Origin of the sequence: Flavobacterium sp. CFS9 (genome assembly GCF_041154745.1) — a bacterium.
Classification (GTDB): Bacteria; Bacteroidota; Bacteroidia; order Flavobacteriales; family Flavobacteriaceae; genus Flavobacterium.
In genome coordinates this window covers 3054594-3077513 of sequence record NZ_AP031573.1, presented here as the reverse complement: position 1 = coordinate 3077513, position 22920 = coordinate 3054594, and the positions used below count along the sequence as shown (strand labels likewise).

Annotated in this window: 21 protein-coding genes and 4 tRNA genes; 3 read left to right on the top strand and 22 right to left on the bottom strand. The window is 35.3% G+C overall.

Features of this window, described 5'->3' with window-relative positions; all coding sequences use genetic code 11:
* Positions 1 to 126 precede the first annotated feature (126 nt).
* The 16 genes from rplL to ACAM30_RS13200 form a co-directional block, all read right to left on the bottom strand.
* Complete coding sequence (rplL, locus tag ACAM30_RS13275; RefSeq protein ID WP_223710056.1) at positions 127 to 498, bottom strand: 50S ribosomal protein L7/L12; 372 nt, start codon at positions 496 to 498, stop codon at positions 127 to 129.
* A 92-nt stretch (positions 499 to 590) separates the two neighbouring features.
* Positions 591 to 1097, bottom strand: coding sequence for a 50S ribosomal protein L10 (gene rplJ / locus ACAM30_RS13270; protein WP_369615097.1), 507 nt, complete (start codon positions 1095 to 1097; stop codon positions 591 to 593).
* A gap of 22 nt (positions 1098 to 1119) precedes the next feature.
* The gene (rplA, locus tag ACAM30_RS13265) at positions 1120 to 1809 is read right to left on the bottom strand and encodes a 50S ribosomal protein L1 (RefSeq protein WP_369615096.1); all 690 of its coding nucleotides are present in this window, start codon (positions 1807 to 1809) and stop codon (positions 1120 to 1122) included.
* Positions 1810 to 1822: 13 nt separating this feature from the next.
* Positions 1823 to 2260 (bottom strand): 50S ribosomal protein L11, encoded by a 438-nt coding sequence (gene rplK, locus ACAM30_RS13260; protein ID WP_008466923.1) that lies wholly within the window; start codon positions 2258 to 2260, stop codon positions 1823 to 1825.
* A gap of 67 nt (positions 2261 to 2327) precedes the next feature.
* On the bottom strand, positions 2328 to 2879 hold the full coding sequence (nusG, locus tag ACAM30_RS13255) for a transcription termination/antitermination protein NusG (RefSeq protein WP_369615095.1): 552 nt from the start codon (positions 2877 to 2879) through the stop codon (positions 2328 to 2330).
* Between the two features lie 10 nt (positions 2880 to 2889).
* Positions 2890 to 3087, bottom strand: coding sequence for a preprotein translocase subunit SecE (gene secE, locus ACAM30_RS13250; RefSeq protein WP_008466927.1), 198 nt, complete (start codon positions 3085 to 3087; stop codon positions 2890 to 2892).
* A 19-nt stretch (positions 3088 to 3106) separates the two neighbouring features.
* A tRNA-Trp gene (locus ACAM30_RS13245) sits at positions 3107 to 3177 on the bottom strand.
* Positions 3178 to 3237: 60 nt separating this feature from the next.
* Positions 3238 to 4425 carry an elongation factor Tu gene (gene tuf / locus ACAM30_RS13240; RefSeq protein ID WP_369615094.1) on the bottom strand — a complete coding sequence of 396 codons (1188 nt, stop codon included), beginning with the start codon at positions 4423 to 4425 and terminating at the stop codon, positions 3238 to 3240.
* A 55-nt stretch (positions 4426 to 4480) separates the two neighbouring features.
* A tRNA-Thr gene (locus ACAM30_RS13235) sits at positions 4481 to 4552 on the bottom strand.
* Positions 4553 to 4634: 82 nt separating this feature from the next.
* Positions 4635 to 4715 (bottom strand) — tRNA-Tyr (locus ACAM30_RS13230).
* 121 nt (positions 4716 to 4836) lie between these two features.
* Positions 4837 to 4910, bottom strand: a tRNA-Thr gene (locus tag ACAM30_RS13225).
* Between the two features lie 90 nt (positions 4911 to 5000).
* Positions 5001 to 5303: a ribosome-associated translation inhibitor RaiA gene (gene raiA / locus ACAM30_RS13220; RefSeq protein ID WP_017496722.1), complete on the bottom strand. Its 303-nt coding sequence runs from the start codon at positions 5301 to 5303 to the stop codon at positions 5001 to 5003.
* Positions 5304 to 5334: 31 nt separating this feature from the next.
* A complete protein-coding gene (locus ACAM30_RS13215; protein WP_369615093.1) occupies positions 5335 to 6231 on the bottom strand; it encodes a tyrosine-type recombinase/integrase in 897 nt (298 codons plus the stop codon).
* A gap of 138 nt (positions 6232 to 6369) precedes the next feature.
* The gene (gene rpsU, locus ACAM30_RS13210) at positions 6370 to 6564 is read right to left on the bottom strand and encodes a 30S ribosomal protein S21 (RefSeq protein ID WP_070905495.1); all 195 of its coding nucleotides are present in this window, start codon (positions 6562 to 6564) and stop codon (positions 6370 to 6372) included.
* 164 nt (positions 6565 to 6728) lie between these two features.
* Positions 6729 to 7871, bottom strand: a complete 1143-nt coding sequence (locus ACAM30_RS13205) for an acyl-CoA dehydrogenase family protein (RefSeq protein WP_369615092.1) — start codon at positions 7869 to 7871, stop codon at positions 6729 to 6731.
* 17 nt (positions 7872 to 7888) lie between these two features.
* The gene (locus ACAM30_RS13200) at positions 7889 to 8776 is read right to left on the bottom strand and encodes a ComEA family DNA-binding protein (RefSeq protein ID WP_369615091.1); all 888 of its coding nucleotides are present in this window, start codon (positions 8774 to 8776) and stop codon (positions 7889 to 7891) included.
* Positions 8777 to 9049: 273 nt separating this feature from the next.
* On the opposite strand from ACAM30_RS13200, the gene ACAM30_RS13195 reads away from it, so the two are divergent.
* Positions 9050 to 10516, top strand: coding sequence for an APC family permease (locus ACAM30_RS13195; RefSeq protein ID WP_369615090.1), 1467 nt, complete (start codon positions 9050 to 9052; stop codon positions 10514 to 10516).
* Between the two features lie 53 nt (positions 10517 to 10569).
* Here ACAM30_RS13195 and ACAM30_RS13190 read toward each other — a convergent pair whose 3' ends face one another.
* The 6 genes from ACAM30_RS13190 to ACAM30_RS13165 form a co-directional block, all read right to left on the bottom strand.
* On the bottom strand, positions 10570 to 10797 hold the full coding sequence (locus tag ACAM30_RS13190) for a PspC family transcriptional regulator (protein ID WP_026985787.1): 228 nt from the start codon (positions 10795 to 10797) through the stop codon (positions 10570 to 10572).
* A gap of 106 nt (positions 10798 to 10903) precedes the next feature.
* Entirely contained in the window at positions 10904 to 12172 is a 1269-nt protein-coding gene (locus ACAM30_RS13185; protein ID WP_369615089.1) for a DUF2851 family protein, read from the bottom strand.
* Positions 12173 to 12362: 190 nt separating this feature from the next.
* Positions 12363 to 13724 carry a pyridoxal-phosphate dependent enzyme gene (locus tag ACAM30_RS13180; RefSeq protein ID WP_369615088.1) on the bottom strand — a complete coding sequence of 454 codons (1362 nt, stop codon included), beginning with the start codon at positions 13722 to 13724 and terminating at the stop codon, positions 12363 to 12365.
* A gap of 49 nt (positions 13725 to 13773) precedes the next feature.
* On the bottom strand, positions 13774 to 15744 hold the full coding sequence (locus ACAM30_RS13175; protein ID WP_369615087.1) for a putative porin: 1971 nt from the start codon (positions 15742 to 15744) through the stop codon (positions 13774 to 13776).
* Positions 15745 to 15921: 177 nt separating this feature from the next.
* Positions 15922 to 17523, bottom strand: a complete 1602-nt coding sequence (locus ACAM30_RS13170) for a RagB/SusD family nutrient uptake outer membrane protein (RefSeq protein ID WP_369615086.1) — start codon at positions 17521 to 17523, stop codon at positions 15922 to 15924.
* 9 nt (positions 17524 to 17532) lie between these two features.
* Complete coding sequence (locus ACAM30_RS13165) at positions 17533 to 20637, bottom strand: SusC/RagA family TonB-linked outer membrane protein (protein ID WP_369615085.1); 3105 nt, start codon at positions 20635 to 20637, stop codon at positions 17533 to 17535.
* A 385-nt stretch (positions 20638 to 21022) separates the two neighbouring features.
* Between ACAM30_RS13165 and ACAM30_RS13160 the strand changes: the two genes are divergently transcribed.
* Together ACAM30_RS13160 and ACAM30_RS13155 are read left to right on the top strand one after the other, a co-directional pair.
* Positions 21023 to 21679, top strand: coding sequence for a ribonuclease HII (locus tag ACAM30_RS13160; protein WP_369615084.1), 657 nt, complete (start codon positions 21023 to 21025; stop codon positions 21677 to 21679).
* Positions 21680 to 21807: 128 nt separating this feature from the next.
* Complete coding sequence (locus ACAM30_RS13155) at positions 21808 to 22818, top strand: OmpA family protein (protein ID WP_369615083.1); 1011 nt, start codon at positions 21808 to 21810, stop codon at positions 22816 to 22818.
* Positions 22819 to 22920 lie beyond the last annotated feature (102 nt).

Sequence of the window (22920 nt, the reverse complement as noted above, 5' to 3'; positions counted from 1 at the left end):
TCAAAAACTCTTCCGTATTTTAAACTATTTGATAATAAAATTTAATGTATTTTATTATACGAAAAATGGTTTAGGCCTTTGAGTGTTAGCTCAGGACCTAAACCTAGTTCTTAAAACTGAGTTAAATTATTTAAGCTCAACTACAGCTCCAGCTTCTTCTAATGATTTTTTAAGACCTTCAGCCTCTTCTTTAGAAACACCTTCTTTAACGTTACTTGGAGCACCGTCAACTACATCTTTAGCTTCTTTAAGACCTAAACCTGTAAGTTCTTTTACTAATTTCACAACTGCTAATTTAGAAGCTCCAGCTTCTTTCAATACAACTGTAAATTCAGTTTGTGCTTCTTCAGCAGCACCATCTCCACCACCAGCAGCAACTACTACAGCTGCAGCAGCAGGCTCGATACCATACTCGTCTTTTAATATTGTTGCTAATTCGTTAACTTCTTTAACTGTTAGGTTAACTAATTGTTCTGCGAATTGTTTCAAATCTGCCATTTTTTCTATCGTTTAAAATGATTTGTAAAATTATATTTTGTTTATTGTGCGCTAATTAAGCAGCAAGGAAGCATTCCTCCTTACATTTAAAATTACTCCGCTCCTTCTTCTCCTTCGCTTCCTGCGAATTTGTTTTGTAAAGCAGAAATAATTCTTTGAGCTGGAGATTGTAATAATCCAATGATTTCTCCGATAAGCTCTTCTTTAGATTTAATAGTTGCTAATGCATCTAATTGATTATCTCCAATGTAAATTTCATTGTTGATGAAAGCACCTTTTAAAACTGGTTTATCAGATTTCTTACGGAAATCTTTGATAATTTTTCCAGGAGCATTCGCTACATCAGAAATAAATATAGCACTGTTACCAGTTAAAACTGTTGGTAAATCACCATAATCATTAGCAGAAGCTTCCATTGCTTTTGCAAGCAAAGTGTTCTTTACAACTTCTAATTTGATTCCAGCTTTAAAACAAGCTCTACGTAAGTTTGAAGTTGTCTCTGCGTTTAAACCAGAAATATCAGATACATAAATGATATTTGTACCAGCTAACTGCGCAGTTAAATTTTCAATCGCGATTGATTTTTCTTCTCTAGTCATACTAAAAATTTTTAACTACCAATTATACTGCTTTTGGGTCTAATGCAATAGCAGGACTCATAGTGCTTGTAAGGTGAATACCTTTAATGTAGGTACCTTTAGCAGCAGTTGGTTTAAGTTTTATTAATGTTTGAATAATTTCGTGTGCGTTCTCAACAATTTGCTCAGCTCCAAAAGAAACTTTACCAATTCCTGCGTGAACGATACCAGTTTTATCAACTTTAAAGTCAATTTTACCAGCTTTAACCTCTGCAACAGCTTTTGCAACATCCATAGTTACAGTACCTGTTTTAGGGTTTGGCATTAAACCTCTAGGTCCTAAAATACGACCTAATGGACCTAATTTACCCATAACAGCCGGCATAGTGATGATTACATCAACATCAGTCCAACCATCTTTAATTTTTTGTAAGTAATCGTCAAGACCTACGTGATCTGCTCCAGCTTCTCTTGCTTCAGCCTCTTTATCTGGAGTAACCAACGCTAATACTTTAACGTCTTTTCCTGTTCCGTGAGGTAATGTAACTACACCTCTTACCATTTGATTCGCTTTTCTAGGATCTACACCCAAACGAACTGCGATATCAACAGACTCATCAAATTTTGCAGAAGCAACAACTTTCAATAATGCCGCAGCATCTTTTAGAGAGTATAATTTGTTCTTTTCAATTTTTGAAGCAGCCTCTTTTTGCTTTTTTGTTAATTTTGCCATGTCTTTTTCTTAATTAAAAAGGAGCATCTCCTGATACAGTTATACCCATAGATCTAGCTGTTCCAGCAACCATACTCATAGCTTTCTCAATTGTGAAAGCGTTTAAGTCCGGCATTTTGTCTTCAGCAATAGTTCTAATTTGTTCCCAAGTAACGCTAGCTACTTTTTTACGATTAGGCTCACCAGAACCAGATTTTAGCTTTGCAGCTTCCATTAACTGAACTGCTGCTGGAGGAGTCTTAACGACAAAATCAAATGATTTGTCTTTATACACAGTGATTTGCACTGGGCAAATTTTGCCAGGTTTATCCTGAGTTCTAGCATTAAATTGCTTACAGAACTCCATGATGTTAACCCCAGCAGCTCCTAAAGCAGGTCCAACCGGTGGCGACGGGTTCGCAGCACCTCCCTTAACTTGTAGTTTAACTACCTTACTAATTTCTTTAGCCATTTTTAAAAAATTTATCATTGTAATCAATGGAAGCGATTACAATGGTTTATTATAGTGTAACAAAAAATTATACTTTTTCAACTTGCATAAAACTTAATTCTAATGGTGTTTTTCTTCCGAAAATCTTAACCATAACTTCAAGTTTACGCTTTTCTTCATTAATTTTTTCAACCGAACCGTTAAACCCGTTAAAAGGACCATCGATCACTTTTACAGTTTCACCAAGGCTGAAAGGAATAGAGCGAGTATCTGTGTTAACTGCCAACTCATCTACTTTACCTAACATTCTATTTACTTCAGAAAGTCTCAAAGGAACTGGTTCCCCACCTTTGATCTCACCTAGAAACCCAATTACACTGGTAATTGACTTAATAATATGAGGTATCTCACCAACTAAATTGGCTTCGATCATAACATATCCAGGGAAATAAACTTTATCCTTAGATGATTTCTTCCCATCTTTTACCGTAACTACTTTTTCAGTAGGCACTAAAACCTGGGAAACATAATCCTCCATCCCTAGTCTGGCAATCTCAGTTTCGATGTAAGCTTTGACTTTATTCTCTTGTCCGCTTACAGCTCTAACCACATACCATTTTTTCACATTATTATCTGCCATCACAAAAAAATTATCCTTTTAACCAGTTAAAAAATCCAGCCAAAGCTTTTGCAAAAAATTCGTCTACTCCCCATGTTGCCAAAGCGAACAGAATCGAAAATACAGCCACAACAATTGTCAATTTTTGAACCTCAGCCCAAGCTGGCCAAGTAACATTTGACTTTAACTCTTCGAAAGCCTCTGATAAATAATTAGTAACTTTTGTCATTTGATATATTTTTTTATTGCACGGGCGGAGGGATTCGAACCCCCATCAACGGTTTTGGAGACCGCTATTCTACCCTTGAACTACGCCCGTAATTAAAAGCCAGTGATTTCAATTAGAAACCAGCTGGCTTTTGTTTTTATTATTATAGAATTACTCTACGATTTCAGTAACCTGTCCAGCACCTACTGTTCTACCACCTTCACGGATAGCAAAACGTAAACCTACGTTCATAGCGATTGGGCTTAACAAAGCAACATTGATAGTCAAGTTGTCTCCTGGCATTACCATCTCTACTCCTTCTGGTAAAGTAATAACTCCTGTTACGTCAGTTGTACGTACGTAGAACTGCGGACGGTAGTTATTGTGGAATGGAGTGTGACGTCCACCTTCTTCTTTTTTCAAGATATAAACCTCAGCTTTGAATTGAGAGTGTGGTTTTACTGAACCTGGCTTAATAATAACCATACCTCTTTTGATATCAGCTTTATCAATACCTCTTAACAATAAACCTACGTTATCTCCAGCTTCACCTCTGTCAAGGATTTTACGGAACATCTCAACTCCTGTAATAGTAGAAGTTAATTTTTCAGCTCCCATACCAATGATTTCAACAGGATCTCCAGTGTTAGCAACTCCAGTTTCGATACGACCTGTAGCAACAGTTCCACGACCTGTAATTGTAAATACGTCCTCAACTGGCATCAAGAATGGCTTAGCTACGTCACGTACCGGCTCTTCGATCCAAGCATCAACAGCTTCCATTAATTCAATAATTTTAGGAACCCAGTTTGGATCATTGTTCAATCCTCCTAAAGCAGAACCTTGAACTACAGGACCATTATCTCCATCATATTCGTAGAAAGATAATAAATCTCTAATTTCCATCTCAACAAGCTCTAATAACTCAGCATCATCAACCATATCCACTTTGTTCATGAAAACAACGATTCTTGGAATACCAACCTGACGACCTAAAAGGATGTGCTCACGAGTTTGTGGCATTGGACCATCTGTAGCAGCAACTACTAAGATAGCTCCGTCCATTTGAGCAGCACCAGTAACCATGTTCTTTACGTAATCCGCGTGACCTGGACAGTCAACGTGAGCGTAGTGACGGTTAGCTGTTTCATACTCTACGTGTGATGTATTAATAGTAATACCTCTTTCTTTCTCCTCTGGAGCGTTATCGATTTGATCAAACGATTTTGCTTGACAGTAACCAGCATCAGACAATACTTTTGTAATTGCTGCAGTTAATGTAGTTTTTCCGTGATCCACGTGTCCAATTGTACCTATGTTTAAGTGCGGTTTGGAACGATTAAAATTCTCCTTTGCCATTTTACTTAATTTTTAATCTTAGTTATATATTAATTTTCAATTTCCTACTTACTTGAGCCAACTACGGGATTTGAACCCGTGACCTCTTCCTTACCAAGGAAGCACTCTACCCCTGAGCTAAGTCGGCAGAGAGTTCTTACTTTTGAATTTAGATTCCGGATGAAACACCTGAAAACCATAGCCCAAAACCTAAACTACTTCTTTATTTGTGGGGAGAGCAGGATTCGAACCTGCGAAGTTCACACAGCAGATTTACAGTCTGCCCTCGTTGGCCGCTTGAGTATCTCCCCTTAACAATTTATGATTTGAGAATTCTGATTTTAAATTTAATCTAAAAACTTCACCCACTAACCACAAACCTTTTCAATAATTTTAAAGAACCTATTTCAAATCGCATTTGAAATATTTTTGAGCCGATAGAGGGACTCGAACCCACGACCTGCTGATTACAAATCAGCTGCTCTAGCCAGCTGAGCTACATCGGCAATTACATTAAAAAAGTCCGCTATTTCTAACGGACTGCAAATGTAGCTATTTTATCTTTGAATCAAAACATTTTTTAAAAAAAATTTCAATTATATATGCGCTCTTATTTTTTCTTTCCTTTTGACAAGCAATCTTTCTAAAGATTCTGCTGAAAGCTCAACCGCCTCTTCAAATGTCTTACACTGCTTTTTAACCAAAAAATCATCCCCCGGTACATTAATCTTAATCTCTACTGCCTTATTCTCTTTATCACTTGTTCTTTCAACTTTTAAAAAAACATCTGCCGAAACAACACGATCATAATATTTCTCCAATTTATCCATTCTCTCCTGAATAAAATCTACCAATTTTCTGTCAACAGTAAAGTTAACTGCATGAACATCTACCTTCATAATACAAATTTTAGGGTTAAACATTTCAGAACTATTGTTTATTCCTAGGATGCGCATTTGCATACACTTTTTTAAGCTCCGCTAAACTATTGTGAGTATAAACCTGTGTAGACGCTAAACTCGAATGCCCCAATAATTCCTTAACTGAATTTAAATCCGCTCCGTTATTTAATAAATGAGTTGCAAAAGTATGCCGGAGCACATGCGGACTCTTTTTTACCTTTTCAGAGACCCTACTAAAGTAAGAATTTATTAAACGATACACAAAAGATTCACTCAATTTTAACCCTCTGCCTGAAATAAAAAAATAATCATCATCTACTATCTTCTCTACCAAAGCCCTTTCCTGCAAATACAACTTCATCTGTCCCGCAATTATTGGCAACATCGGAACAATACGCTCTTTATTTCTCTTACCCAAAACCTTCAACAATCCGGAAGACAAATCAACATCATGTTTCTTCAAATGAATCAACTCAGCCCGTCTTATTCCCGTAGCATAAAAAAGATCTACAATAAGCCTATCCCGAACCTCTTCAAACCCACAAGGATCACCAACCTCCAGCAACAAATCTGTCAACTCTTTTTCAGAAAAAGGAATCTGAATAATCTTAGGCGTTTTCAATGCTTTATGCTTTAACATCGGATTCACTTCAATTTGCTTTGTTTTCAAAAGAAACCGATAAAAAGCTTTCAAAGCCGACATTTTTCGATTGACAGAAACATTAGAAACACCTTCATCTACCAAAGAAACCACCCAACTTCTAATCTGACTATAATTCACCCCCTCAATACCCTCCTGTTCAAAATTAACACTATTAAACTCTTTAAAAGACAAAACATCATTCAAATAAGCCGTAACAGTATGAACCGAATACTTCTTCTCCAACTCCAGATAATCACGAAACGCCTCTATATTTGATTTCATAAAAACACAATCCTTACAACACCTGTTAGCCGATTAAAAAAAACTAACCCAGCTTAAAATTAAACACAAAAAAAACCGTTAGTACCAAAATTAATTCATTTTGATGACTAACGGTAATTATTTTAACAAAAGCTGCTATTAACTCTCTAAACTATCTTTCAATGTTTGAATGTAAGCCGCTTTTTGAATTTGAGCTCTTTTGATAACAGAAGGCTTAATAAAAGCAGTACGTGCTCTTAATTGACGAACAGTTCCTGTTTTATCAAATTTTCTTTTATAGCGCTTTAATGCTCTATCGATATTTTCTCCGTCTTTAATTGGTATAATTAACATAATATTGACACCTCCTCTCGTTAAGGCTGCAAAAGTATGTATTAATTATGAATTATGAGTTATAAATTACGATTTTTTTTGTAAAATATGAAAATGTAAAAAGTAAACTGCTACTTTACATATCTAACTCACTGCACATCTCACATTCTCACATCTAACAAAACCTATTCTTTCAACAAATTTCTGGAAATAACCACTTTTTGAATTTCAGTTGTTCCTTCTCCAATGGTACACAGTTTAGAATCTCTGTAAAATTTCTCTACCGGGAAATCTTTCGTATAACCATAACCTCCATGAATCTGAACCGCCTCATTGGCAATTTTCACACAAGCTTCGGAAGCATACATCTTCGCCATAGCTCCTAATGTTGTAACTGGCTTATGCTGCTGCTTTAAATAGGCTGCCTTATGCAATAACAATTCCGACGCTTCTATTTCAGTAGCCATATCAGCCAATTTGAAGGATATACCCTGAAAATTACTGATCGGCTGACCAAATTGATATCTCTCTTTGGAATATTTCAAAGCGGCTTCATATGCTCCTTTTGAAATTCCCAGAGATAAAGCTCCAATTGAAATTCGTCCCCCGTCTAATATTTTCATCGCCTGAACAAATCCTTGTCCTACTTCTCCTAATCTGTTTGCATCCGGAACACGACAGCCGTCAAAAACCAACTCGGCAGTTTCACTGGCACGCATTCCTAGTTTATTTTCTTTTTTGCCTGAACTAAATCCTTTCATTCCTTTCTCCAAAACAAAAGCTGTCATTCCTTTTGAATCTCCTTTTTCACCGGTGCGAACTATTACTACCGCAATATCTCCAGAAATAGCGTGTGTAATGAAGTTTTTCGCTCCGTTTATAATCCATTCATCACCATCTTTAACTGCGGTCGTATTCATTCCGCCCGCATCTGAACCGGTATTATGCTCAGTTAATCCCCAGGCTCCAATATGTTCCGCAGTTGCCAATTTTGGCAGCCATTTTTTCTTTTGTTCTTCGTTACCGAAAGTTAAAATATGATTGGTGCATAATGAATTATGAGCCGCAACAGATAAACCAATTGAAGGATCAACTTTTGCGATCTCTTCTACAACGGTGATATATTCGTGGTATCCTAAACCGGAACCTCCGTATTCTTCGGGAACCAAAACTCCCATAAAACCCATTTCTCCCAATTGCTTAAAAAGGGAAACCGGGAAAATTTGAGATTCATCCCATTCCATGATATTTGGACGGATATTCTTCTCAGCAAAATCTTTTATTGATTGCGCAATCATCAATTGCGTTTCATTATATTGAAAATCCATTGTAATTCTGTTTTTTTTTAGAACTCCAAATATAAACTAATTATTTTTGCTTTTTCAATAGGAAAACCTTTAATTTTTGACAAATCCTCAATATTATTAATATTTCCATTCATACTTCGGTACGTTACAATTTCTTTGGCCAATGCATATCGGAAGTAAGGAAACTTTGCTAACTCTTTTAAAGAAGCTTCGTTTATGGGGATTTTTTTTAAAGAGGAAGGAATTACCACTTTAAAATGAGCGTCCAATTCTTTTACAACCTCTGATGAGAGTCCCCAAACCTCATTGATTTGTTCCATCGAAACAAAACCTCCCAAAACTTCTCTTTGCTTAAGTATCCTTAGCGATAATGCTTCTCCTATGCCATAGATCTTTACCAGATCTTCCTGAGTAGCACTATTAATATCCAGAACTACAATTTTCTCCTTTTTACAAGCAGGTTCTTTTACAAACTCGTTTCTTTCCTCCTTATGACTTGATTTATTCTTAACCCAGTCCGGAAATTTAAAAAGTGGAGAAATTACATCTAGTAAAGAATCTGAGATTTTTGTGACTTCCTGAAATTCTTTTGCTGAATTTACATATTTGTTCTCTTTTCGAAACGCCAACAGACGATCTATCTCCTGGACAGACATTCCTAATTTGTACGCTTTGTAATCAGTAATGAAATTTGGATTAAAAGCATAGACCTTTCTCTTCTCTTCAGACTTTAAAAACTTTAAAGAATCTATTTCAGACTGCAAAGTCATCCATTGCTTTTCCTCTGGAACAATCTTCTCCGAAATATCAAAATCAACAAGAAAGTAAACTGCCTGCAGCAGAGCTATAATAACAAAAAGTACAAAAACTCCTTTACGCTGTTCTTTTGTAAACTTTAAAAGAACTTCAAAACACCCTATATTCATTTTATTAAAAATTTTCTTTCATTTTAAAAATTGCTAAAATAAGAAAAAACCGAAGCTTTATTAAGAAAATTAGCAAAAATATTGCGTTTTAAAAAATTACATTTTTCATTATTTATATCTTATTAATTTAATGAATCTCAGCCCGGAAACATTGATAAACGGAGGTTTTGTCAAAATATTTAATATTTTACAACTAAAAATGAGATAATTGTTTTTATTTTTTACAAAAAACGATACATTTGGTGCTTAGTAACAAATAAACCAATATAATATATGTCAATTTGGAGAGTTAAACCTATATCAGCCTTTGAGGCCGATATGAAAAAAAGTGATTTAAAAAGAGTTTTAGGAAAATGGAGCCTTACAGCCATTGGTGTTGGCGCCATTATTGGAGGAGGAATTTTTGTACTTACAGGTACCGGAGCTTATTACCACGCTGGTCCGGCCTTAGCTGTTTCCTTCATCATTGCAGGGATTGCCTGTGTTTTCGCAGCTCTTTGTTATTCTGAGTTTGCCTCTATTTTGCCTGTTGAAGGTTCTGCTTATGCCTACGCATATGGAACAATTGGGGAAATTTTCGCCTGGATTATCGGCTGGGGACTTATTCTCGAATACGCAATGGGATCGATGACCGTCGCCGTTTCCTGGTCCGGATATTTCAACAAACTGCTTAAAATGTTTCACATTCATTTACCCGAATGGCTGACAACAGACCCTGCCAGTTACTCCGGAGAGGGTTTTTCTATGAACCTTCCGGCTTTTTTAATTGTCGTTTTGGTTATTTCTTTACTTATTAAAGGAACTAAAAGTGCTGCAAAAGCAAACAATTTTATTGTAATTCTTAAAGTTTCTGCTGTAATATTTGTAATTATCGCCGGACTTTTCTTTATCAATACTGCAAACTGGAGTCCGTTTATTCCGGCGGCTACCCAGATTATAGAAAAAGAGACCACTCATAATGCTTATGGTATTGGAGGAATTGTTTCCGGTGCTGCTGCAATTTTCTTTGCTTATGTAGGTTTCGATGCTGTTTCAACTCAGGCAGGAGAAGCTGTAAACCCTAAAAAAGATGTTCCGTTTGCCATTATTGCTTCTTTATTAATCTGTACTACCTTATATATTCTTGTTTCTTTAGTACTAACAGGAATGATGAACTACAAAGATTTTAACCCACTAGGAAAATATCCGGACGCTATTAAAGCTCCTGTTGCGTATGCATTTGATATTGCCGGACAAGGATGGGCTGGTTTTATCATCACAATTGCTGCAACAGTAGGTCTTGTTTCGGTATTAATGGTAATGATTATGGGACAATCCCGAATTTTCCTTGGTATGTCGAAAGATGGATTAATTCCTGCGGTGTTTTCTAAAGTAAACCCTCTTTCAGGAACTCCAAAAACCAACCTAATCATCTTAGGTGGTATTATTGCTACAGTTGCTGCTTTTACACCTATTAATAAATTAGCCGATATGACAAGTTTTGGAACGTTGTTTGCTTTTACAATGGTTTGTATCGCGGTTTGGATTTTAAGGGTAAAACAACCTCAATTAACAAGAACTTTTAAGGTACCTGCTTTACCGATCATTGCGGTTTTAGGTATCGCTATCAATACTTACTTAATGATCAATTTAAGCCATGATGCTCAACTACTTTCACTTGGCTGGTTGGCAGTTGGTATTTTGGTTTATTTCGGATACAGTAAGAAGAGATCAAGACTTAACAATAACGAAACAGAATAACTATTATTCTATCAAATTAAAAAAGCTCCAAATTTTAAAATTTGGAGCTTTTTTTATAAATCAAATACTGAAGTGCGCTTTGCACGAATCAGATCTTTTAAACGAATCCAAAAAGCCAGAGTAAGGTAAATTCCGAATCCAAGCCCGGCGGTAACAAATGAAATGTAAATAAAAAACAATCTCACACTTGTCACACGCATCCCAAGTTTATCAGCTAATCTTGAAGATACATGAAAACCATATTTTTCAAAAAAGAATTTAAGTTTTAAAATAGCGGACATACTTTTGATTTTTGATTGTAGATTTTTGATTGTAGAATTTAGACCAAACTATCCTCACAAAAATATAAAATTATCTCATTTCCACATTCTCAAATTATCTAATTCTCTAATTATTCTTGAGTAACTCAACTCCTAATGCACATCTTAAACATGCTTTCTGATTACAATATTCTTTTTTAAGTTCTAAAAGCGCCTGAGTTTCAAAAGCATTTTCAGCCTTTACTCCAAAGAATTCAAATTTGCTAACAATCGCATTTTTCTCTGGTGCAACCTGATTCATAAAGGAAATTAACTCCTCAGAGATTGATTCATCTCTTGTTGTCGCATAGGCAAACTGAAGTGGAATGATCGTATTTATAATCAGTAAATCTATAAATGCGTGAGATAAAGCCTTTGGTTTCCTGGAACTTTCTTTATCAAACTGATAATGATTCTGCCAATACGGATTTGCCGATACTATTAACAGCTTACGCACTTCCTCCACTGATTTTGCAGCAATTACTTTTGAAAACAGATTTTGCTTTTGATATAAATTAGCCAATTGTGAGAGCCGAATGGTTGGGAAATTATCCGGACGATGCTTATAAAACTGAATGGGATCTATAGGATGTCTTTTTAACTGGTATTTGTTCAACAGATAATAATACCTTATTTTTAAATCGGCAAAATACACATCTTCTTTCTCGGAGTCTAATAATCCAATGGTGCCAAAAAACAGCGCTTCGAGATTTTCAACTTCAAAACTTTCCTTTCTGACAATCGAAAACGGAAGGGATTTTGCCATTTGCAGAAAAGAATTTCCATTGGTATTCAATCCAAAATTCCTTGCGAACAAGGAGAATAAAACTGCTTCCCAATCCTGCTTGTATTCCTCCAGCAAATCGTAAATAAATGTTGCTTTGCGCTCTAAACGCTCAAAGAATAGTCTTTCCTGCCAGATTTTAAAAACAAACTCGTCAATTTCAGTGATACTTTTTTCGCAAAATATCCATGATTTGGGTGCTATAAGAGCATTGTAATTAGTGACCATTTCTTTAGATGTATACTCTTTTAAAACCAAAACCGGAATCTCAGTATTATTCTTTTCAAAAATCTCTGTATCGTGTTCCCAAACCACATGCAGAATTACATTGTCATAAGCGGTATCTTTTTCGTGACCGTGTACATACCAATCTGAAGACTTGAGATGTATTTCGACATTGCCGGCCCATTTTTGATTTCCTATTATAATTTGAGCATTGAAGAAATCCGGTCCGGAAAGTTCCAGATAATCACCCGTTTTAATAATGATGAGCGGTTCATTTTGAGTAGTTCTAAGGTCCAGAGTTTCAAACTTTTTGAATCTCCACAGGTAATGAAGAAAATCTTCTTTCATAATTCAGGCTTGTACAATGATTACACTGTCCTAAATTAATAAATTTTACTAATATTCTTACAAAAAATATTTTTCATCTACTTAAAATCTATACTGAAACACCTAATCTGATTTATATGCATACAAAAAATCCACAAATCCAGTCACTTAAAACTAGATTTATGGATTTAAAAAAGGTATAAAAAGGATCTTATTTTATTGACCCGATGATATCATACTTTGTAATAATATGATAGCTTCCGTTTCCAAGATCTACTAAAACGGCGTCATTTTCTTTCGTGAACAGCTTCGAAACTTCTTCGATTGGAGTTCCTAGTTTTACAATTGGAAAAGGTTTACCCATTACTTCTTTAATCGGTTTTTCAGCAACGTTTTTATCTGCAACGTAACTTCTGAACAAATCCGTTTCGTCAACAGAACCAACAAATCCATTGATATCTACAACCGGAATTTGGGAAATTTTATACTTACGCATACGTTCGATGGCGTGAGAAACCAATTCTTCGGTACGAACAACAATTAATTGTTTATCGATATGATCTTTAATAACGTCTTCTGCTTTTGTAACATTTTCTTCCAGGAAACCACGTTCGCGCATCCAGTCGTCATTAAACATTTTACCTACATAACGGCTTCCAGAGTCATGAAATAATACTACGACAACATCATCCGGTTTGAAATGCTCTTTTAACTGCAACAATCCTTTTATACAGGCTCCTGCCGAATTTCCAACAAAAATGGCTTCTTCTAATGCAATTTTTCTGGTGTAGACCGCTGCATCTTTATCCGTTACTTTGGTAAATCCGTCAATTAAAGAGAAATCTACGTTTTTAGGCAGAATATCTTCCCCAATTCCTTCTGTGATATAAGAATAGATTTCATTCTCGTCGAAAATTCCTGTTTCATGGTATTTTTTAAAAACAGAACCATAGGTATCAATTCCCCAGATCTTAATATTTGGATTTTGCTCTTTTAAGTATTTTCCAACTCCCGAAATGGTTCCTCCTGTTCCTACTCCCACTACAAAATGAGTAATCTTTCCCTCAGTCTGTTTCCAAATTTCCGGTCCGGTTTGCTCATAATGCGCCAATGCATTAGACAAGTTATCGTATTGATTTACATACCATGAATTCGGTGTTTCACTAGCCAGACGTTTTGAAACCGAGTAGTAAGAACGTGGATCGGTAGGCTCTACATCGGTAGGACAAACTACCACTTTAGCTCCTACTGCACGTAAGATATCCATTTTTTCTTTCGACTGTTTGTCAGACATTACACAGATCAGTTTGTAACCTTTGATGATTGCTACAAGTGCTAATCCCATTCCTGTATTTCCCGAAGTACCTTCAATAATAGTTCCTCCCGGTTTTAATCGGCCATCTGCCTCTGCATCTTCAATCATTTTCACAGCCATTCTGTCTTTAACAGAATTTCCGGGATTAAATGTTTCGACTTTTGCCAATACCAGTGCATCTATTTCAGCAACAATTTTGTTGAGTTTTACCAATGGTGTATTACCTATTGTTTCTAAAATGTTTTTTGAAAAGTCCATTTCTATTTGAATTTTAATATTTGGTTTTTAATCTATGAAGCGCCTAATCTTATTGGAAGAAATTCCAAACCAAACCAAATCGGATTACGAAATCACGATATGGATTATTAGGTGCTGAATAATAATCGCTTTTTGAGAATAAAGCGTTTATATGTTCTGCTTTAAAATAAAATCGGGTCTGACGAATTCTGGCATTTAGAAAAAGATCGAATAACGGATAACCGCCAATCTTTTTATCATTCTGAACAAAGAACTCTCCTATTACCGGATTATAGTCATTCCCGTAATATTTTGTAAAATAATTGAATACAACTCCGGATTGCATGTACAATGCTTTCTTAAAAAAGTAACCCGAGTAATAGAACGTGTTTCTGGTCACAAAATCTGGTACATTAAGAATCAAATCCGATTGACCTACTTTTTGATATAAAAGTGTGTTATCTAATGCAAATCGGCCAAATTTAAACTCACGGCTTGCTTTAATCTCCAGATAATTAATCGCATTCCCATATTGAGCCGGCTCAATTATCTGAATATGTGCAGCTGCCTGAGCATCAGTAGATTTATCTCTGAAATAAAGATGATCATTTAAAACGGTATATTGAACTTCTGCATTTAGCCAAGGTGTTGAAACATTGGCACTAAGCGAATTAATTTTTTCATTTTTGAAATTATGCGACCAGTTGTATTCCGTGTAACTGCTTTGGTATAAATTGAAATTGTTGTTTGGCAATTTATTGATGTTACGATATCTGAAATCAAACTGAATTTTATCAGTCATATCGTATCTCAGTTTCGCATCTAAGTTAGAAAGTGACTGATTTGTAATCGATCTTGAATATAAAAAACGACCGTTCCATTTATTTTTTTGGTATTCGTACTGACCTCCGAAATTATTAATTTGCACAAATAAATTATCCGGGACAACTGACTTGTCTGCTCTCACAATAATTCTCCCATACTCGTAATTGGATCTGTAATCGTCTACAAAAAAATTAAATTTTCCCAGAAGAGAGTTTTCGTAAGCTAGTCCTGCCTTATTGTAAAGCCTTTCGTATTTCGTTTTATCGTTAATACCGCTTGTGACATATGAATCTCCAAAGCGCTGAAACGTCGTCCCATTACCAACAGTTGAAGTTAATGTTGCCTGATTGTACTCAAAAAGTTTATTTTCGTAATTAAACTGGTGTGTTACATATAAATTGTTGTTTCCGTTCTTTGGATTTACTCTGAATGCATGATCAAAAAACAAACGTCTTCCTTTTAAAAAGGATTTGGCATCTGTAAGATACACTTGTAATCGCTGACGGTTCTTATAATCCTTGTTATCACTTTCAAAATCTGTAGGGGTCGTAATCCCTCCATTCTCTTCATTAGAAATATCCTGATACGTATAATGTGCATTTATAGCATATCTTTTATCCGTTGTAGCATAACTGGTTGTAAACCTAAAATTTCCGGCACTTACCAGCTGATTGATATAATCTCCTTCTGAGCGGAGACCTTTGTATGCAATCGAGAAATTAAGATTTTTTGAGGTGTTCAAGGTAATAAAGGAGTCTACGTTTTGTCCTTTATTAATAGTAGTATTAAAGAACAATTCTGTTAAAGGAGTAGCCGCCGAATAATAATTAATCTGATCGGCCTGCATATAATTAAAATGTTTACCACTAAAACCAATTTCAGGATAAGGAGAAAAACTGGTCAGACTGTATTGTAATGTATTAAATGTCTGTCCGATATTCGAGAAAGCCAAAAGTCCGAAATCGTCTTTTCTAAGGTGATTTTGTTTGTAAGCACTCTTTAAAGTTAGCGAGGTATCAACATAGGTTGTATCGTGTTCCAATGTGATAATCTGATACTGATCTATGGTAGCAATTTTAGATTTTTTCTTTTTTACTGTATCTGTTATACTTGAGTATTTGGTGTTCATGTCTAAATTACTTTTAGGAATCTTCTTTTCCTGCGAAAACATAAAAGCCGGTACTAGTAAAAGATATAGAAAAATGAATATTCTCATTTGATTGTTTTATAGGTAATTATTTGGATAAAATTTATCAAGCAAAGGTAAAAGATAAAAACGTATAAAAAAACAAATCATTGTTATCTGGATTCTTTTTCAATCCAAATTATGAAAACAAAAACCCCCAATCAAAAAAATGATTGGGGGCTTTCAAAAAAAATCAAAATATTTATCTTAATTCCATCCTGGATTTTGTCCTAGTCCTGGATTAGTATTCATTTCAATTTGAGGTATTGGCCACAAAAATCTAAAGTCATCATATGGTATCGCAGCAACAGGAGTTGTAATCGCAAAACTATTACCTAAAACAAATGCAGCTGTAGGAGGTGTAGCAGCACTAGCCACTTTAGCAGGAACTCCGTTGGTCGCAACACTTGCAATTGGATCTTTTTGTAATCTATGAATATCGGTCCATCTTCGGCCTTCCTGTAAAAATTCGATTCTTCTTTCTTTTAGAATCGCTTTAACCAAATCAGCATCTGTAGCAAATGAAGCGGCTGTATAAGCCTGCCCAACTGGGTTTCCTGCAGTTGGAAAAGGATTAGCTAAAGATCTGTTTCTTACAGAGTTCAACAAAGTTAGAGCTGGTGCTGAATTTGACAAACGTGCCTGAGCTTCAGCCATATTCAATACTACTTCAGCATATCTGATAACCGGTGCAGCATCTGTACGGTTAGTAACATCTGTATATTTATTCGTGTATTTAATACCTGCTGCAGTATAGATAAATTTTCCTTCTTCTCTTCGTTTATCATCAGTCTTCCAATCGGCATCTCTCCATATAATAGGGCTAATACAAACCAGAGCTCTGTCTTTTAACATACTGGCTAATGCAGCATTTACACCTGGATTAGAAGTAGCAGCATGCTGAATAGAGAAAATAGACTCAGAGTTACTTGTATTACGACCAGTAGTATTTTGAAATGGAGCATAAGGATCTGCTGTTAATGCAAAAGCTCCAGTTAGCTTATTCCCTTCCACAATTACATTTGCCCAGTCTCTTTTTTGAAGATACAATCTCGTTTTGAAAGCAATTGCTGCCCACTTAGAAGCTCTACCCACAACTCTTGATGCAAATGCAGTTGAATTACCTGTAGTAATTAAAGTTTCTGCATCATTTAAATCAGCCAAAATTTTGGTATAACAATCAGCTACCGTATTTCTAGGTTTTACTGTTTCTGAGTCAATTTCAGCTTGTGTATTAACCCCAACTACTCTATAAGGGATACCTGCGTGAGTTGCCCCTGGGGTATCATTATATGGTCTTGCAAAATAAGTAAGCAATTCTAAATGTGTAATTGCTCTTAAAAATTTACACTGACCAATATAATCGTCTCCAGCTGCTTTAGTGATGATCCCTTTCGCAACAGCATCTGTTGTACCCTCAATCATAAGGTTACATCTGTTAATTAATCTGTAACCATCCACCCAATAGTAAACATTGTTTGCTGAAGTTGCATCAAAAGTCGAGCTATATGTCAAATCATAAAATGTAGCCATATTAACAACATCTTCACCTCTACATTCTCCCTGCTCTACATACGCAGCTCCCCAAACATAACCTCTACCTCCGTTTGCACCGGTAGAGTTGTATTGACCAATAGCTGCCGCATTGTAAACACCGTTCATATAACTCTCAATCAAAGTTGGTGTTGTAAAAGCATCAGGACTTAAAATGTTATTTACTGGTTTTAAATCCAATATCTTGTCTTCTGAACATGAACTCATCCCGAGCACAGCTACAGAAAGTAAAATTGTTTTTATTATATTTTTCATATGTATTTATTATAAACTTACATTTAATCCAACTGAAATTACTTTAGAACGCGGAGTTCCGTTAACATCTACTCCAGATGTTTCCATTTCAGGATTTAAACCTTTGTAATCTGAAATCAGCCAGATATTTTGTGCCTGAACAAATAGTCTGAAGTTATCTACTTTAATTTTATCTAACAACATTTTAGGTAATGTATAACCAATACTTATGTTATCAAGTGAGATAAAATCAGCTTTTTCAACAAAACGAGTAGATGCACTTCCGCTAAGGTTTGTAGTAGTATTAGTACCTGAATACAATCTTGGTGTCCATCCATCTCCTGGATTATCAACACTTTGCCATCTTCCTAAAATTTCTGTTCCATTGTTGTTAAAGTTTTGGTTCATTAACTCTCTTCTGGTAGCATTGAAAATTTTGTTACCGCCGCTAAATCTGAACATAAAACCAAAATCAAGATTTTTATATTTCATGTTAGAGCTAACAGATCCGTAATAAGTTGGTAATGTATTTCCTAAAATAGTTCTGTCTGAAGCAGTTAATGATGCTGTTGCACCTGCTGCTGCCGGATTATTTGGATCAAAAACAGAATAAGTCGCACCTGGAAGGTTTCCTTGTACTAAACTACCATCTGCTTTGTAATAAACAGGGTTACCATTTGCTTTATTAACTCCCCAGTATCTAAATCCATATAAAGAGTTAATTGATTCTCCCTGTTGAATAATAATATTTGGAGCAATACTTGTATCTGTAGACGATCCGCCTATGATTGGCTGTCCTTGGTATAAAGCCGTAACTTTATTTTTAGTAAGTGTTAAATTAGAAGAGACATCCCATTTAAAGTTTTCATTATTAATTGCCTTAAAAGTAGCCGCAAACTCATATCCCTGATTGTACATCTTACCAACATTCTGATTGACTACGTTATTAGGAATACCGATGGATGGAGGTTGTGGTGCCGCCAAAACTAAATTATCGATATTGTTCTTAAAATAATCAAATGATAATGTCAAACGATTGTTAAACAATCCTAAATCTAAACCAAAATCAACTTTAGTTGAAGTTTCCCATTCCAATAAAGGGTTACTAAATTGCCAATACCCAATACCATTAGAAGAACCGTATGGAGAACCAATTGTAAGATCTTTTGAAGGATAAGAAGCACCACCTAAAACCTCAACGTTACCAACCTGAGAATAAGATCCTCTTAATTTCAAATCAGAAAGCGTATTACTGATTGGCTGCATAAAATTTTCCTTAGAAACTGTCCAACCTGCAGAAACTCCAGGGAAATTATGGTATCTAACATCTGATTCGAATTGAGAAATTCCGTCACGTCTAAGAGATCCCTGAATAAAATACTTCTCTTTGTAGTTATAAGTAACACGTCCTAAATAAGATATAATTCCTTTTTCAGTAACACCACCACCGGAATCTCTGGTATTATAAGTATTACTCACTAAGTTTTTATTAAAGAAATCACCAATAATATCACTTCCAGATCCCCAGAAAATCTTAGTTCTTGATTTTTGATATTCAGCAACACCGGTTACTCCCAGATTGTGATCTTCAGCAAAAGTATGTTTGTAATTCAAAATATTCTGCCAGTTCCATCTCAAAAGCCCTGTATTGTCCTGATAAACACTACCATTCGATGAACGTCCGTCTCCGTGTACAGGATTCCAGAATTGGTATCCATCTGTTGAAGCATTATCTGCACTTACCTGTAATTTATAACTTAAATCAGAAGTAATTTTTGCATTTGCAAAAAGGCTTGCAATAATTCTCGTTGTTGTTGACTCGTATTTATTATTCTTTAATACATAAATAATATTGGTAATATTATCTCCTACCGGAGCTAAGTTATCCCATTGACCAACCGTTGCATTATTTGGCGAAAGATTATAACCTGTTGGATCAAGAGCATCATAAATAGGAGTATTTGGCAACTGTCTGATAGTATTAAAAAAGTTACCAGATAAACTATTTGCACCACTATTCAATCCATTATATTCTGTTCTGTTTACACTTAAATTTGTACCAAAACTTAACCATCTGTTGATATCCTGATCAATATTAGCTCTAATTGAATATTTCTTCATATTATTAGCTAAATTGATACCTTCTAAATCAGTATATCCTAAAGATAAATAGTATTTTGTTTTATCAGAACCTCCACTGAAATTAAGATTATGCGTCATTTGAGGTGCATTTCTTAAAACAGCACCTTGCCAGTCTGTATTGTAAGTATTTCCAACAGCCCAAGGAGATAACCCTCTGTTAGTTCTTTTTTCATTAGAAATTACCAGAAAATCAGGAGTTTCTAACAAATCATATTTCTTAGCAGCACTTGCAACACCAAAAACACTTGAGTAAGAAACTTTAAGAGTCCCTTTCTTTCCGCTCTTAGTAGTAATCAAAACAACTCCGTTCGCAGCTCTGGATCCATAAATCGCAGTTGCAGCACCATCTTTTAAAATATCAAAAGATTCAATATCGTCCGGATTGATATCTGCCAAACCATTTGTAGGAGCAACCCCTCCAATATCACCAGAATAAATTGGAATACCATCAACAACAATTAACGGCTCTGTACTACCTGAGATAGATCCGATACCTCTAATTCTAATTCTTGGAGCAGCTCCAATAAGTCCGGTGTTAGTTACAACCTGAACCCCAGTTGCTCTACCTGCTAATACTCCTTCGAAACTCGGAGTTACAAGATTAGAGATGTCACTTCCGGCAATTTTAGAGATCGAACCAGTTACTTCCTTTCTCTTTTGTACACCGTAACCTACCACTACAACCTCATTCATTAATTGAGCTTCTGACTCCAGCACTACATTCACTGAATTTGAAGAACCAACAGTTACTTGTTTGTTATTCATACCAACATACGAATAAACTAAAACATCACCTGTCTTTGCCTTTATGGAATAACTTCCGTCAAAATCAGTTTGAGTACTTACTTTAGACCCTTTCACAAGAACATTTACTCCCGGAATTACCCCTGTTTTATCAGAGACTTTTCCAGTAACAGTTCTCTCCTGAGCAAAAGAAAACTGCATAGACAACGCCACAACCAGCGTAAAAATCCATTTAAATTTTAATTTCATTTTAATTTATTTTGAATTAGTATGGCGCAAACATCTTAATTATTTCTTAAAACACCAAAATTTTTTAACTTATTTTTAGCCTAAATTCCTAAACATATAACAAGATCTATCATAATTTATTTAGATTCTATTCTTTTTAGTAGCAATATTCCTTAATTTATGCCAAAAACATAAATTTATGTGAATTTAACACTTAACATGGTTTTAACACTTGAACCCGCGAAAAAGCAAGCCTCTTAAAAAACAAGGGGGGCTTTTATGAACCCTATAAAAATTGAATCTTTTATTTTCTTTTTCGCAAATCCAAGCTATTATTTAAAAAAGTTTTCTAGCACTCTTAAAAAAATTTACAATATTTGTGACCTTGAATATAAAAACTCAGAAAATGCTTCAAAAAAACTTCTCAGGATACCTTTTAGAAACCGGAACTGATGAAGCAGGCCGGGGATGTCTGGCTGGTCCGGTAACTGCAGCGGCCGTAATTCTACCTGCCAATTTTGAAAACCAAATTTTGAACGACAGCAAACAATTGTCTGAAAAAGCACGATTCTTATTAAGACCTATTATAGAAGAGCAGGCCATCTGTTTTGCCGTTACACATTTACTGCCTGATGAGATTGATGAAATAAACATTCTGAATGCTTCAATGAAAGGAATGCAGGAATGTGTATTAAAGCTAAGCCCTGCTCCTGAATTTATTATTGTTGACGGAAACCGATCGCTGAATGCCAAACTAGGATTAAGAAATACGGTTGGCAAACAATTCTCTTCAACTGAAATTGAATTACTAAAATCAATCCCTAATCAAAGTATCATAAAAGGTGATGCTAAATTTTTAAGTATTGCGGCGGCTTCGGTTCTTGCTAAAACCTATCGTGATGAATACATGGATAAAATTCATGAAGAATTCCCAATGTACAACTGGAAAAAAAACAAAGGCTATCCCACAACGGAACATCGCGAAGCCATTAAAAAATACGGTACAACCAAATATCATCGAATGTCTTTTAAATTACTCCCTACTCAGTTAGAGCTATTCTAAAAACGCAGAACAAACATTAAACATCACTTTTTCAAAACATTACAATCAAAAAAATCGATTAAATTGAATCTTTTTCTTTGTTAAAATCTCTTCGCTTTGTTATCTTTGATTCTCTAAAAACTAACCTCATGAAAATCAAATCCTTAACATTGCTTCTAATTGCATGCATCATCCTGGCATGCAATTCCAACAAAAAACAGAATGATGTGACAGATAACACAGATTCTCTTGTATCGCCTCAAACGACCGAAACCACTTCCGAATCGTCATCGGCTAAAAATTTCAATATCAATTCGATTCCGGTTTCAGACAAACCTCTGGGTGCATTTCCTTATTTTAATCTACCCGAAAACTACGAAGACACTTCAAAAAACAATATTGCTGATTACGACGTTGCTTATTTTTGGGTAAAAGATCATTTCGAAAAACCGGAAGGAAAAATTTTCTACTCCAGAATTAAAGCAAAAGAAGGGAAATCATACAGTGAACTTGAAGTAACACGCAATCTGGATGAATTAATTAAAAGTGTGGACGGAGTAAAAATCTCTGAAATGAAAGTCCCGGCAGATTCTTCTCATACAATCCCGGACAACAATCGTGTAAAATATATGAATGGTTATGGTTTTATGGCCAATGCCATCACGACAACCTATTTGATCCGACGTGCAGACCGAAACATCTGGATTCAGCTTACTCCTTATGATGATGCTGTTTCGACAGGATGGATGGTTTTAGAAACAAAACCTTTTAAGATGACTGCTTCTCTCATTAAAGCGGATGCCATAAAAAAAGAACTTGATACTAAAGGACACATCGCTTTGTATATTAATTTCGATACTGATAAGGCTACTATAAAAACAGAATCTTCACCTATAATTGATGAGATTCAGAAATTGTTAACGGCCAATTCTAACCTTAAAATTGCTATTGAGGGTCATACAGACAATAGCGGTGATGCAGCCCACAACAAAAAACTTTCGGAACAAAGAGCAAATGCCGTAAAAGCTTCACTAACTTCTAAAGGGATAAATGCCTCGAGGCTGCAAACAAAAGGCTGGGGTTCTGACAAACCAATTGTTGACAATACAAGCGAAGAGAACAAAGCAAAAAACCGCAGGGTAGAAATTGTAAAAGTATAATCTCTGTCCAATTCCCGTTTAAATTTGAAATGAATCTTAAACATAAAAATGCAGGCAATGGATGATCTTTTGTCTGCATTTTTATACTTACTAAACTCTTAG

Excerpts from the sequence above, each read along its gene's own strand:
- rplL (WP_223710056.1), bottom strand. The coding sequence starts at position 498 with ATGGCAGATTTGAAACAATTCGCAGAACAATTAGTTAACCTAACAGTT.
- rplJ (WP_369615097.1), bottom strand. The coding sequence starts at position 1,097 with ATGACTAGAGAAGAAAAATCAATCGCGATTGAAAATTTAACTGCGCAG.
- rplA (WP_369615096.1), bottom strand. The coding sequence starts at position 1,809 with ATGGCAAAATTAACAAAAAAGCAAAAAGAGGCTGCTTCAAAAATTGAA.
- rplK (WP_008466923.1), bottom strand. The coding sequence starts at position 2,260 with ATGGCTAAAGAAATTAGTAAGGTAGTTAAACTACAAGTTAAGGGAGGT.
- nusG (WP_369615095.1), bottom strand. The coding sequence starts at position 2,879 with ATGGCAGATAATAATGTGAAAAAATGGTATGTGGTTAGAGCTGTAAGC.
- secE (WP_008466927.1), bottom strand. The coding sequence starts at position 3,087 with ATGACAAAAGTTACTAATTATTTATCAGAGGCTTTCGAAGAGTTAAAG.
- tuf (WP_369615094.1), bottom strand. The coding sequence starts at position 4,425 with ATGGCAAAGGAGAATTTTAATCGTTCCAAACCGCACTTAAACATAGGT.
- raiA (WP_017496722.1), bottom strand. The coding sequence starts at position 5,303 with ATGAAGGTAGATGTTCATGCAGTTAACTTTACTGTTGACAGAAAATTG.
- ACAM30_RS13215 (WP_369615093.1), bottom strand. The coding sequence starts at position 6,231 with ATGAAATCAAATATAGAGGCGTTTCGTGATTATCTGGAGTTGGAGAAG.
- rpsU (WP_070905495.1), bottom strand. The coding sequence starts at position 6,564 with ATGTTAATTATACCAATTAAAGACGGAGAAAATATCGATAGAGCATTA.
- ACAM30_RS13205 (WP_369615092.1), bottom strand. The coding sequence starts at position 7,871 with ATGGATTTTCAATATAATGAAACGCAATTGATGATTGCGCAATCAATA.
- ACAM30_RS13200 (WP_369615091.1), bottom strand. The coding sequence starts at position 8,776 with ATGAATATAGGGTGTTTTGAAGTTCTTTTAAAGTTTACAAAAGAACAG.
- ACAM30_RS13195 (WP_369615090.1), top strand. The coding sequence starts at position 9,050 with ATGTCAATTTGGAGAGTTAAACCTATATCAGCCTTTGAGGCCGATATG.
- ACAM30_RS13190 (WP_026985787.1), bottom strand. The coding sequence starts at position 10,797 with ATGTCCGCTATTTTAAAACTTAAATTCTTTTTTGAAAAATATGGTTTT.
- ACAM30_RS13185 (WP_369615089.1), bottom strand. The coding sequence starts at position 12,172 with ATGAAAGAAGATTTTCTTCATTACCTGTGGAGATTCAAAAAGTTTGAA.
- ACAM30_RS13180 (WP_369615088.1), bottom strand. The coding sequence starts at position 13,724 with ATGGACTTTTCAAAAAACATTTTAGAAACAATAGGTAATACACCATTG.
- ACAM30_RS13175 (WP_369615087.1), bottom strand. The coding sequence starts at position 15,744 with ATGAGAATATTCATTTTTCTATATCTTTTACTAGTACCGGCTTTTATG.
- ACAM30_RS13170 (WP_369615086.1), bottom strand. The coding sequence starts at position 17,523 with ATGAAAAATATAATAAAAACAATTTTACTTTCTGTAGCTGTGCTCGGG.
- ACAM30_RS13165 (WP_369615085.1), bottom strand. The coding sequence starts at position 20,637 with ATGAAATTAAAATTTAAATGGATTTTTACGCTGGTTGTGGCGTTGTCT.
- ACAM30_RS13160 (WP_369615084.1), top strand. The coding sequence starts at position 21,023 with ATGCTTCAAAAAAACTTCTCAGGATACCTTTTAGAAACCGGAACTGAT.
- ACAM30_RS13155 (WP_369615083.1), top strand. The coding sequence starts at position 21,808 with ATGAAAATCAAATCCTTAACATTGCTTCTAATTGCATGCATCATCCTG.